Source organism: Allobosea sp. Tri-44, assembly GCF_004123845.1.
In the GTDB taxonomy this organism is placed as follows: domain Bacteria; phylum Pseudomonadota; class Alphaproteobacteria; order Rhizobiales; family Beijerinckiaceae; genus Allobosea.
Map to the genome: position 1 here is coordinate 40,252 of NZ_NBDP01000040.1, position 11,676 is coordinate 51,927.

Sequence of the window (11,676 nt, forward strand, 5' to 3'; positions counted from 1 at the left end):
AGGGCGCCATGGACATGACCACCCCCCTCGTCGAGATGCGCGAGATCTCGATCGCCTTCGGTGGCATCAAGGCGGTCGACCATGCCAGCGTCGATCTCCATGCCGGCGAGGTCGTCGGCTTGCTCGGCCATAACGGTGCCGGCAAGTCGACGCTGATCAAGATCCTCTCGGGGGCTTATCGCGCCGATGCCGGCGAGATCAGGATCGCCGGCGAGTCGGTCGCAATCTCATCGCCACGCGATGCCAAGCGCCACGGCATCGAGACGATCTACCAGACGCTCGCGCTCGCCGACAATGTCGACGCCGCCGCCAACATCTTCCTCGGCCGCGAGCTTTTGACGTCGTGGGGCACGCTCGACGACAGTGCGATGGAATCCGAGACCCGCAAGGTGATGGGCCGGCTCAACCCGCATTTCCGCCGCTTCAAGGAGCCGGTGAAGGCGCTCTCCGGCGGCCAGCGCCAGTCGGTCGCGATCGCCCGCGCGATCTACTTCAATGCGCGCGTGCTGATCATGGACGAGCCGACAGCAGCACTCGGCCCGGCCGAGACCAGGCAGGTCGCTGACCTCATCCTCGAATTGAAGAAGCAGGGCATCGGCATCTTCCTGATCAGCCACGACCTGCACGATGTCTTCGATCTCGCCGACCGCCTCAGCGTGATGAAGAACGGCAAGGTGGTCGGCACCGCCCATGTCCGCGACGTCACGCAGGACGAGGTGCTCGGCATGATCATCTCGGGCAAATGCCCGCCCGGCGCCGTTGCCGGGCCGGGGGCGCTGCGGAGCTAGGATCGTGTGGCCGGGTCCGCGGACTGCGCGGACCCGGCCGATCGTTCAGGCCGTGGCATGCGGCTCGTGCCGGTAGTCCCAGACCGCCCAGGCCGAGACGGCTGCCGTCAGCAGGCCGAGCGTCAGATGCGTCCAGAACGCGGCGAAGTTGCCGGTGAAGCCGAGCATCCAGGGCGCGGCGATCAGCCAGAGGCCGAGCGCCAGGTTCACCCATTCCTCCCATTCGGCGAAGGCGGCGAGCGCCGCGATCGCGATCACGGCGAGAACGGCACCGACAAGCCAGGCATTGCGGGTCGGCGTGGTGTCGGCCAGAAAAGCCCATCATCCAGGGCGAGATGAACAGGAGCGCGCCGAGGATCAGGTTGAGCCAGTCCTGCGGCCGTTTTCCACTCATATTCGCGGTCAACATGATCACCTCCATTGGTGAAGATCATCCAACCACGGCGCCTCACGCACGAGGCGCTTGGTCCAGCACATTATACGCCTGCCGCCGAAACAGCTCAAGGACTAGCATATAAACAGTCATGGCCGGCGTAAGCCGGCCATGACGACACCTGACGACTTGGCGCAGCCGAGATTCGACTTCGCTGTAACTTCAGCGAGCCGAACCGCTCACTTGGCCGTGAGCAGTTCCTTGACCTGCAGCAGTACCAGCTCGTTGTCATCCGCCTTCTTCGGGTCGCGCGACGACGAGAACGGCAGGTTGTTGTCGTTACCGACGACGATGATGCCGCCCGCGAGATCGACCACGTCGACATTCTCGATGGTGAAGAACGGGAAGGGCAGCACGCCGTCGATCGCCCCCTGCTTGGCCTTCTTGTCGGGATCGGCGATCTTCATCAGGTCGATATAGCCGACCTTGCGCACGCTCTTGCCGACATTGGCGTCGGCCATCTCGATCTTGACGATACGCTTGAACTTGGCGAGGTCGTGGAAGCAGTCCGGGCCCTTCTGGCCGGCGGCGCAGGCCTTGTCGGCAGTGCCTTCGCCGTTGTCGCGCTCGATGATCAGCGCAGTCGTCGCGTCGATCATGTTGAAGTCGCCGATGGCGAGGCCCTTCTGCTCGAGCGGGAAGAACCAGGAGCGGCCGGTCCACTTCTCGGCCTGCACATCGAATTCGAGGATGCGCAGCACTTCCTTGCCGTCGACCTCTTCATTGCCCTTGGTCTCGGCGTTCCAGAGCGGGCCTTCGAGCAACGGGTAGAGGAAGCGGCCGTCCGGCGACTGCGCCATGCCCTCATAGCCCTTGGAGCGGCGGACATTGAACTCGACCGGCAGATTCGGCGCGCCCGGCGTGGTCACGGCGTAATGGTCAGGCGAGCGGGCCGGCTTGCCGTCGACCGTGGTCTCGAACACGGCCTCGACCTTGCCGGTGGCGTCGACGTCGGTCAGCACCAGGAACTCGCCATTCCCCAGCGAGCGGATGCCGGAGAAGCCCTGCACCGGCTGGCCGGCGAAGGGAGTGGAAAGGCCGGTCGGGCGCCCGCCCGATGTGCCCATCACCGTGCCGACCTGCTCGATGCGCTTGCCCGGCGTCGTGAACTTGCCGGAGACCTTGAGGTCGGCCGGCGCATCGGCGGGCGCCGGGATGATGGTGTTGGCCGGCAGCAGGGCATGGCCGACCAGCTTGGCCGGGAATTCCTTCGGCGCATCCTGTGCGCCAGCGAGCATGGTCGATGAAAGCAGGAGGGCGGCGGCGAGGCGCAGACGCATGGCGTGGAGCTCCGGTTGCGGAAAAGCGGGACGACCCCGCTTCGCGTCCGCATCTTGCAATCGCGCGACAGCGCCGTGACGCTTGCGTGACGGCGCTACTTGCCGCCCGCCTTGCGGATCGCCTCGTCGAGATCCTGCCATTCGTGGCAGCGGCCGCAGAGCTTGGCGAGCTTGTCGAGATTGGCCTTGGCCGAGACCATGTCGCCGGTCTCGATAAACCATTCGCCCTGATATTCCAGCGCCGGCAGATAGGTCGGATCGCGCAGCAGCGCGGCGTCATAGAACTGCTTCGAGACCGGGTAGTTCTTCAATTTGCGCTGTGAGAAGGCGATCCAGTTGAGCAGCACCGGCGAGTCCGGCTGATGTTTCAGCAGAGTCATCAGCTTCTCGATTGCCGGCGCATAGTTCTTCTCCTCGATCCAGCGCCGCGCCTGGCGATAATCGGGATCCTCGTCCAGATAGGTCCAGTCGGGCCCGACCGCTTGTGCGGTCCCGAGCGAGAGAAACAGCGCCAGCGCACTGCCGAAAAAGCCGCTCCGCATCCCATGCTCCCTGCTTCCAGCCGAAACCAAATCATGGCCGCGGCGTTTCCACCAGCAGGGGAACACGGAGCCGCGACGTCATGACGACATTCAAGACGGGCGCCGAGGTCACCTGGCGCTGGGGCGCCCATATTGCCAAGGGCCGCGTCGAGCAGGTCTTCACCGAACCGGTGACCCGCACGATCAAGGGCACGGAGGTCCGACGCAACGCCTCGCCGGAAAACCCGGCCTATCTGGTGACGCAACCGCGCGGCGGCTACGCGCTGAAATCGCATAGCGAACTCGAGGAAAGGCGATGAGCATCGCCCATGCCTGGCGCCGCCGCTTCGTGTCGCCGAGAATGCCGGCAAGGGCTTGCGCCTGCGCCGCGAGTTCAACCGCGGCGGCACCGTCATCGGCGTCGCCCGTGCCCGCGACCTCAGCAACCGCCGCAAGCTCAGCACCGAGACGGTCGAGCGCATGGTCAGCTATTTCGCCCGCCACGCCATCGACAAGCAGGCCAAGGGCTTCGGCGACGGCAAGGAACCTTCGGCCGGCTACATCGCCTGGCTGCTCTGGGGCGGCGACGAGGGCCGCGACTGGGCCAGGCGGAAAATGGCGGCGATCGCCGGGCAGGACGAGCGAAAAAGGGCGTGATCCTCAGCCGGTCGCCCGCAATCGGCGCGCGAAGCTCCCACCGCCGTCCCCCGTCGAGACCTCGCCGACACGGGTGAGCGAGACCAGAATTCCATGTACGGCCGGCTTGATCCGGAGCCCCTGTTGAAAACGCAGGGCGATCGCCTCAGCGTCGAGCGGCACATCCGAAGCGGCCAGAATCGCGAGGACGGTTGCAACGCGCTCGACCGGTTGGGTTGGAAAGCTCGGCTTGACGATCGGCGCCGGCATGGCGAGCAATTCCGCTGCGGCGATCTGTTCGCCCGTCGCTGCGTCCCGGCCGAAGCGCGGCCGTTGATAGTCGGGCCTGAGCCAGCGCACCTCGCCACGCTTCTCCTCACGGGTCCTTTCGCGATTCAGTGTCACCAGACTCTCCAGGATAGCCTCCTCGCTGGCATCAGCCGGCAGCCCGTATGCCGCCGCGACCGCGGTATCGATCGCTTCGTGATGCTCGTTCAGGATCAACACCAGGCCGCGATCGCGGATGTCGGTTTCAGCAGGCGAGAGCGGTGCGCCGGACAGGATCGTCTCACGGACATTGTAGAGCTTGGTCAGCGTCAGGCCGGAATGCTCGGCCAACACCTGCTTACGTAGGGAATCGAGTGCCTCGGCCGGCTCGCGGATCACCTGCTTCTGCGCTTCGGGTGATTTCGGGAAAGGGGAAGGGATCGAAGCAGCGTGATTTGGAATAGCGAGGGTCGTTGCCGACGCCGAGCCATCCGCCCGTACGAAGCGCCCAGGTCATATGGAGCTTTGAAGACAATACGCCGAGATGAAAAGCATCTGACAGGCCGATCGCGACGAGCATGTTGTCAGGGAGGATGCTGCGGTCGAGAAACTGGAAAACGCGGTGCTTCGCGGTTTCGACCGTGGCGATGTAGCGCTGCAGATTGGCGGTAAAGCTCCTCATGTCAGTGTTGCGTCGGCCGAACAACCACCAGTTCTCCCGGCGATATGACTCGTTGTTCAAGTCGCGTTCTGGTTTCACCCTCAGCAAGAGATGCTGGTAGACCTCGGGGAAGCGGTTCCGGACTTGCTCCGCCGGTTGGCCGTCGAGGTCGATCACCATTGCGCCGCGTGATCGCCCCGTCAGATCGCGGCCGTTCCGGTAGTGACGAATGACGGCTTCCAACCCCGGCCGACGGCCGAGCCCGAGATGGCCGGCCTCCTGGGAGGAGACGATGAAGCCGGCGCCGTGGAGCGGAACACCGCGAGAGCTCAAGCCCTTGTTCGCCAGCAGCTCGCGCGTGCCGGCAATGTCCGGGCCGATTGCCAAGTCCGCGCCAATGCGTCCCTTTTGCTCGCTCAATGCGATCTCCGGCTGGTCGCTGTCGAGCAAGGCCTTGGAGATCACCTCGCGCAGCCGCCCCTCATGCCGGCCTGCTTCGGCGACGGTCATGGCGATGCGCACCGCAGCCGCGTCCTTGCCGGCTTTCGTCCAGGGATGATCGGGAATCGCCAGCAGCAGCGAGATCGGCTTCTTGCCGTCGAGATGGCGTTGAACCACGCGGCGCTGGAACACCTGGGTGATCGAGTTCGTCGTCACCAGGCCAAAGCGCCGCAGCTTCGTTCCCGGCCGCGTCAGCAGTTCCGCAGCCCGGTCCCACCAATACATCACATAGTCGGCGCTCTCGTTCATCTGCGGATGCGCCACCCATAGCGCCTCGGCATAGAGGCCGCCGAGCCGCGCGCGGATGTCCTTGCCGCCGATGAAGGGCGGGTTGCCGACGATGAACTCGGCCTCCGGCCAGGCAGGCCGGCGCGGATTGGGCAGCACTTCCTTGCCGTCGCGCCATTGCGGTACCGGCCAGCCATCCCATTCGAGCACGGCGTCGCGCCGGTAGATATGGTCGAGCCGCTCCAGGATTGGCTCGCGCGGTGCGTAGCCGCGCGTCCGGAAATGCCATTGCAGATGGCCGATCCAGAGTACGAGATCGGCGATCGCGACGGCGCGGCGGTTGGTGTCCATGCCGAGGAACTGGTGCGGGCCGACATGGCGATCGGCGATGCCGCCGAGCCGCTCGCGGCTGCCGAGCTCGCCGGCGGCGTCGAGCACCTCGCCTTCAAGCTTCTTCATCAATTCCTGCGCTACGTGCAGGAAGTTGCCGGTGCCGCAGCCGGGGTCGAGCACGCGCGTCTCGCACAGCGTGCGATGGAAGTCCTCGATCAGCGTCAGCGCCTTGCGGTGGTCGGCGGCGTCGCGTGCCTGCTGGACGGCGGCGAGCACATGGCGCCAGTCCTCGCGCAGCGGCGCGATCACCGTCTCGACCACGAGCCGCTCGACATAGGCGCGCGGTGTGTAATGGGCGCCGAGCCGGGCACGCTCGGCGGGGTCGAGCGCCTGTTCGAGCATAGTGCCGAAGATGGACGGCTCGACCCCTTTCCAGTCGTGCTCGGCGGCGGCGAGCAATTCGCCTATCTCGGCCCTCTCAAGCGCGAAGACGCGGGCGTCCTCGAACAGCTTGCCGTTGAAGCGCCGCATCGTCGTGCGCAGCGTGATCGAGTAGCCGCCCTTGTCCATGACCCGCCAGAGCTCCTCGACCAGTGGCCGGAAGGCTGTCGGGTTGTCGCGGCAATCGCGCAGCAGCGCCTTGAACGAATCCTTCGGAATCAGTTCGGCGTCCTCGGCGAACATCGTGAAGACGCAGCGCATCAGGAACAGCGCGACCTCTTCCGGATCGTGTTCGCGCTCCAAGGCCTTGGAGACCGCTGCGAGCCGCTCGGCGATCTTGCGCGTCACTCGGACCGCATGGCGGGTCGGGTCGAGCGTGAGCGGCTCCCGCCAGATCGCGGCCATGCGTGCGCGCACCTCCGGCTCGCGCAGATCGTCGAGATAGACCCGGTAGCGTTGCCGGTCCGGGAACTGGACGTAATTCTTTCCCTGGCCGGTGAAGTCGGCATAGAGCTCGAAACAGTGCCCGACATCGCAGATGATCAGGAAGGGCGGCCAGCCATGTGTCGCCGGCAGCGCCTTGGCGTAGTCTTCGGCCTGGCGGCGGGCGTTGAGCATCAGCACGTCCCAGCCGCGATCGGCGCCGCGCCGCCCGCGCGGACCGGTGGGCTCGGCTAGGGCAAGGCTGCCCTGCGCCGGCAGGATTTCCTTGGTCTGGCCCTTCAGCCGGCTCTGCTTGGCCTCGAGCACGAAGCAGGACTTCTTGTAGAGGTCGATCCGGCCGGTGGTGCTCGCCCCTGACGGATCGCGGAACTTCACCTGATACTCGAAGCGATAGGTCACCGCTTCGGCGTCGCTGGTCGGCGGCAGTGGCGTCTCGACGCCGATCAGCCGGCACAGCTCGGTGAGGAACTGGGCATAGGCCGCGCGCTCGGCTCCTTCCGAGGCGCGCCAGCGCGCAATGAAGGCTTCGACAGCGTCGTCGCCTGCTTCGACCCCGCCCCCCAGCATGGTCTGCACCTTATGGTAGATTATTAGTTAATAGTACAATTAATGCGGGCAGTGCCGTTGCTGTCAACTCCTGTCATCAGCAGCGCGCTTTCGGCGCCCCGCCCCCTCGCATCGACGGCAAATCGCGCCCATATTCCGGCCATGCCCAAGAGCTCAGACACCACGCCCGACGCGACCTCCGCCAAGTCCAAGGCCGCGAAGAAGTCCGCCGCGACCCGCACGCCGAACTCCAAGGCGACCAAGCCGGATCTCAAGCCGCTGGAAGGCTATCTCGCCGACCTGCTCAACCCGGCGATCAACCGCGGCAAGGCGGTTCCGGGCGGCGCCTCCGGCTTCAGCGATACGCCGCAGGTCGGTTACGAGGCGCGGCCGGGCGATGCCGGCGAGACAAAGCCGCGCAAGCTCTCGAAGAAGGCCGATGCCGCCTTCGATCCCGATAGCGACAGCGCGGCGTCGCTGACGGCGAAGTCGCTGCAGGCGCTGCTCGAGACCGGCAGCCCGTTCATCGAGCCTGGCAAGCCCTGGACGCCGCATCGGCCTGAGCGTCCCGAGAAGTCGGAAGGCGGCGTGCGTTTCCGCATGCAGTCCGATTTCGAGCCGGCCGGCGACCAGCCGACCGCGATCGCCGACCTCGTCGACGGCGTCAGGCGGCAGGAGCGCGACCAGGTCCTGCTCGGCGTCACCGGCTCGGGCAAGACCTTCACCATGGCGCAGGTGATCGAGAAGACGCAGCGCCCGGCGCTGATCCTGGCGCCGAACAAGACCTTGGCGGCCCAGCTCTACGGCGAGTTCAAGAGCTTCTTCCCCGACAACGCGGTCGAGTACTTCGTCTCGTATTACGACTATTACCAGCCGGAGGCCTACGTCCCGCGCTCGGACACCTATATCGAGAAGGAATCCTCGATCAACGAGCAGATCGACCGCATGCGCCATTCGGCGACGCGCTCGCTGCTGGAGCGCGACGACGTCATCATCGTCGCCTCGGTCTCCTGCATCTACGGTATCGGCTCGGTCGAGACCTATACGGCGATGACCTTCTCGCTGAAGCTCGGCGAGCGCATCGAGCAGCGCCAGCTGATCGCTGACCTCGTGGCGCTTCAGTACAAGCGCACCCAGCATGATTTCGCCCGCGGCTCCTTCCGGGTCCGCGGCGACACGGTCGAGCTCTTCCCGGCCCACTACGAGGACCGCGCCTGGCGCATCGGCCTGTTCGGCGACGAGGTCGAGTCGATCTCCGAGTTCGACCCACTGACCGGCCAGAAGACCGGCGAGCTCGAATTCATCAAGGTCTACGGCAATTCGCACTACACCACGCCGCGCCCGACGCTGAACCAGGCAGTCAAGTCGATCAAGCAGGAGCTGAAGGGCCGCCTCGACGAGCTCAACCGCATGGGCCGCTATCTCGAGGCGCAGCGGCTCGACCAGCGCTGCACCTTCGACATCGAGATGATCGAGGCGACCGGCTCCTGCAACGGCATCGAGAACTATTCGCGCTATCTCACCGGCCGCAAGCCGGGCGAGCCGCCGCCGACTTTGTTCGAGTACCTGCCCGACAACGCCCTCGTCTTCACCGATGAGAGCCATGTCACGGTGCCGCAGATCGGCGCGATGTACAAAGGCGACTTCCGCCGCAAGGCGACTTTGGCCGAATACGGCTTCCGCCTGCCCTCCTGCATGGACAACCGGCCGCTGCGTTTCGAGGAATGGGACGCGATGCGCCCGTCCTCGGTCCATGTCTCGGCCACGCCCGGCGGCTGGGAGATGGACCAGACCGGCGGCGTCTTCACCGAGCAGGTCATCCGCCCGACCGGGCTGATCGACCCGCCGGTCGAGATCCGCCCGGCCAAGCACCAGGTCGCCGACCTGCTCGACGAGGTCAAGGAGGTCGCGGCCAAGGGCTATCGCACCCTCGTCACCGTGCTGACCAAGCGCATGGCCGAGGATCTGACCGAGTACCTGCACGAGAACGGCGTGCGCGTGCGCTACATGCACTCCGACATCGACACGATCGAGCGCATCGAGATTCTGCGCGACCTGCGCCTCGGCGCCTTCGACGTGCTGGTCGGCATCAACCTGCTGCGCGAGGGCCTCGACATTCCCGAATGCGGCTTCGTCGCCATTCTCGACGCCGACAAGGAGGGTTTTCTGCGCTCCGAGACCTCATTGATCCAGACCATCGGCCGCGCCGCCCGCAATGTCGACGGCAAGGTCGTGCTCTATGCCGACCACATCACCGGCTCGATGGAGCGGGCGATGGCCGAGACCAATCGCCGCCGCGAGAAGCAGGAGGCCTATAACGCGCAGCACGGCATCACGCCGCAGACGATCAAGCGCGCCATCGGCGACATCCTCGGCTCGGTCTATGAGCGCGACCATGTCACTGTCGACAAGGGCCTGATCGAAGGCCCGACCAGCGGCCACAACCTCAAGGCCGCGATCGCCGATCTCGAGAAGCGCATGCGCGAGGCCGCCGCCGACCTCGAATTCGAGACCGCCGCCCGGATGCGCGACGAGATCAAGCGCCTGCAGGCGACCGAGCTCGCCATCGCCGACGACCCGCTCGCTCGCCAGAGCGATGTCGAGTCCTCGGCGGGCAAGTACCGGGGCGAGCGCAGCTACGGCGCCTCGGCGAACCTGCCGACCCGCGCCCGCAAGCCGACCGACGCCGACATGGGCCCGCACAACTGGGGTGGCGGCGAGGGCCGCCCGAAGGCGAGCGTGGCGCGGCCGCGCAAGCCGACGCTGGACGAGATGGGCCCGGTGCCGGAAGCGCGGCCGAAGGGGGCGGGTGAGAGACCGGGAAGGCGGAGGTGATTCCGAGCCGCTTTTGTGAAACATTCCCAATTGAAAGACGTAACGCTAGGGGCGCCAGAGGACAGATGGCTATTGAGAAATTTGATATTTCTTCCGAGAGCGCTCAGAAGATTATGATAAGAACCGAGGGACATTTTTGCGATTTAAATCGAAAGACATCCAGCCATCCAAATTGACAAAGACTATATCCGCGCTCGCCAATGCGGATGGTGGCGATATATTTGTTGGTATATCTGAATCTAAAAACCGTCTGACTTGGGATGGTTTCGACAACGAAGAGGCGGCTAACGCACATAGTCAGGTTATAGAGCAAACCTTTCCGCTTGGCGCCAATTCTCGCGTTAGCTTCTTACATCACCAGAAACTGAGCGGTCTGGTGTTATTCATTGAAATTGAAAAAACACCGGACATCAGGAAAGCATCTGACGGAATCGCCTATCTGCGTCGAGGGGCTCAATCCTTACCACAAACAACAAATGAACAAATATTGAGACTCAGCCTTAATAAGGGAATTCATTCATACGAGGATCATTCAGTAAATAATAATATAGAATTTATATCAAACTTTGAAGCAACTCGTGCCTTTATGTCTGATGTGGTGCCATTTTCTACAGCTGAAGATTGGCTTAGAAAGCAAAAGCTTGCAGTAGATGGCAAGCCAACTGTCGCTGGTGTTATGTTATTCAGCGATGAACCTCAAATAGAGTTACCAAAAGGTGCTATCAAGGTATATCGGTATAAGACGAATGACGCTTCTGGAACGCGAGACACGTTGGCCTTCGATCCGCTTTCGATAGAAGGCAATGCTTACAGCATGATATACAAATCTGTCGACACGATTCGTAGCATAATTGAGAGCATCCCGATTGCTGAAGCGGGTGTTCTTTCAAAGCTTGAGTACCCCACAGAAGCGATCCATGAAATTATAACAAATGCTGTTATACATCGCGATTATATCATTAATGATGATATTCATGTTAGAATATTTGATAATAGGATTGAAGTGCAAAGCCCAGGAACGCTTGCTGGTCACGTAACAACAAAAAACATTCTTGATGAACGCTTTGCTAGAAACCCTAAAATAGTAAGGTTGTTAAATAAATTCAAAAATCCTCCAAATAAAGATGTTGGAGAAGGATTAAATACGGCATTCGAAGCGATGCGAAAGCTAAAACTTAAGGATCCTATTGTTGAACAAAAGGATAACGGACTCCTTGTTCTTCTTCGACACGAGAAACTTGCAGCGCCGCAGCAATTGATTATTGATTTTCTTAGGAGTAACGAAGAAATTAATAACAGAATAGCTAGAGAAATTTGTTTTATCGGGTCCGAGAATAAAGTTAAGCTTATTTTTAAGGACATGATCAAGTCCGACGTAATCGAAAGAATACCAAATAGATCACAAAGCAAAGCCGCCTATCGAAAAGGCGCTAGTTTTCCAACCTAGCCAGTTATAATGCTCCCGAGATGACACGCGTCGTGGTTGGTCTTGTGCTGAGCATCCGCGTCTAGCGACTCCAGCGCGCATTGAGGTCTTATGCTGGATCGCCGCCTTCATCTCGTCACCCCCTTCGTACCAGACGAACCGCCGCGGCGAAGAGCGCGAGGAACCCCTCTCCCGGATGGGAGAGGGGCAGGGGTGAGCGACTGTCTTGGTGGTCAAGCGTCTTGTTCGCGCCATGGTTGTTGGTCCCGGATGACGGCATTGAGGATCGTGACGAGTTTTCGGGCCGTCGCGATGATGGCGACGAGCTTTGGCTTT

General features: G+C 62.7%; 9 protein-coding genes and 2 pseudogenes. 5 read left to right on the forward strand and 6 right to left on the reverse strand.

Translation table 11 applies throughout. From position 1 onward, the window contains the following. Window positions 1–8 precede the first annotated feature (8 nt). The gene (locus tag B6S44_RS23165; protein ID WP_129159251.1) at window positions 9–788 is read left to right on the forward strand and encodes an ATP-binding cassette domain-containing protein; all 780 of its coding nucleotides are present in this window, start codon (window positions 9–11) and stop codon (window positions 786–788) included. A 45-nt stretch (window positions 789–833) separates the two neighbouring features. Here the strand turns inward: B6S44_RS23165 and B6S44_RS23170 are convergent. The 3 genes and pseudogenes from B6S44_RS23170 to B6S44_RS23180 form a co-directional block, all read right to left on the reverse strand. Continuing rightward, window positions 834–1,197, reverse strand: a pseudogene (locus B6S44_RS23170) (SPW repeat protein). A gap of 203 nt (window positions 1,198–1,400) precedes the next feature. Continuing rightward, on the reverse strand, window positions 1,401–2,501 hold the full coding sequence (locus B6S44_RS23175; RefSeq protein WP_129159252.1) for an esterase-like activity of phytase family protein: 1,101 nt from the start codon (window positions 2,499–2,501) through the stop codon (window positions 1,401–1,403). Window positions 2,502–2,596: 95 nt separating this feature from the next. Beyond that, window positions 2,597–3,043: a tetratricopeptide repeat protein gene (locus B6S44_RS23180; RefSeq protein WP_129159253.1), complete on the reverse strand. Its 447-nt coding sequence runs from the start codon at window positions 3,041–3,043 to the stop codon at window positions 2,597–2,599. A gap of 80 nt (window positions 3,044–3,123) precedes the next feature. Here B6S44_RS23180 and B6S44_RS23185 point away from each other — a divergent pair, with 80 nt between their 5' ends. After that, window positions 3,124–3,342, forward strand: a complete 219-nt coding sequence (locus B6S44_RS23185) for a hypervirulence associated TUDOR domain-containing protein (protein ID WP_129159254.1) — start codon at window positions 3,124–3,126, stop codon at window positions 3,340–3,342. Between the two features lie 55 nt (window positions 3,343–3,397). Next, entirely contained in the window at window positions 3,398–3,679 is a 282-nt protein-coding gene (locus B6S44_RS23190) for a hypothetical protein (protein ID WP_349236383.1), read from the forward strand. Window positions 3,680–3,682: 3 nt separating this feature from the next. Here the strand turns inward: B6S44_RS23190 and B6S44_RS30140 are convergent, their stop codons facing one another. Further along, window positions 3,683–4,324, reverse strand: coding sequence for a hypothetical protein (locus tag B6S44_RS30140; RefSeq protein WP_349236384.1), 642 nt, complete (start codon window positions 4,322–4,324; stop codon window positions 3,683–3,685). Further along, on the reverse strand, window positions 4,284–7,100 hold the full coding sequence (locus B6S44_RS23195; RefSeq protein WP_349236385.1) for a class I SAM-dependent DNA methyltransferase: 2,817 nt from the start codon (window positions 7,098–7,100) through the stop codon (window positions 4,284–4,286). The genes B6S44_RS30140 and B6S44_RS23195 overlap by 41 nt, the downstream gene beginning before the upstream one ends. Window positions 7,101–7,241: 141 nt before the next feature. On the opposite strand from B6S44_RS23195, the gene uvrB reads away from it, so the two are divergent. Both uvrB and B6S44_RS23205 read left to right on the forward strand, forming a co-directional pair. Next, window positions 7,242–9,914: an excinuclease ABC subunit UvrB gene (gene uvrB, locus B6S44_RS23200; protein ID WP_129159256.1), complete on the forward strand. Its 2,673-nt coding sequence runs from the start codon at window positions 7,242–7,244 to the stop codon at window positions 9,912–9,914. A gap of 136 nt (window positions 9,915–10,050) precedes the next feature. Next, a complete protein-coding gene (locus B6S44_RS23205) occupies window positions 10,051–11,361 on the forward strand; it encodes an ATP-binding protein (protein ID WP_465246138.1) in 1,311 nt (436 codons plus the stop codon). A gap of 212 nt (window positions 11,362–11,573) precedes the next feature. On the opposite strand, the pseudogene B6S44_RS23210 reads toward B6S44_RS23205, so the two are convergent. Next, window positions 11,574–11,676: pseudogene (locus B6S44_RS23210) on the reverse strand (IS110 family transposase); the annotation flags it as partial.

Excerpts from the sequence above, each read along its gene's own strand:
- B6S44_RS23195 (WP_349236385.1), bottom strand. The coding sequence starts at position 7,100 with ATGCTGGGGGGCGGGGTCGAAGCAGGCGACGACGCTGTCGAAGCCTTC.
- uvrB (WP_129159256.1), top strand. The coding sequence starts at position 7,242 with ATGCCCAAGAGCTCAGACACCACGCCCGACGCGACCTCCGCCAAGTCC.
- B6S44_RS23165 (WP_129159251.1), top strand. The coding sequence starts at position 9 with ATGGACATGACCACCCCCCTCGTCGAGATGCGCGAGATCTCGATCGCC.
- B6S44_RS23180 (WP_129159253.1), bottom strand. The coding sequence starts at position 3,043 with ATGCGGAGCGGCTTTTTCGGCAGTGCGCTGGCGCTGTTTCTCTCGCTC.
- B6S44_RS23185 (WP_129159254.1), top strand. The coding sequence starts at position 3,124 with ATGACGACATTCAAGACGGGCGCCGAGGTCACCTGGCGCTGGGGCGCC.
- B6S44_RS23175 (WP_129159252.1), bottom strand. The coding sequence starts at position 2,501 with ATGCGTCTGCGCCTCGCCGCCGCCCTCCTGCTTTCATCGACCATGCTC.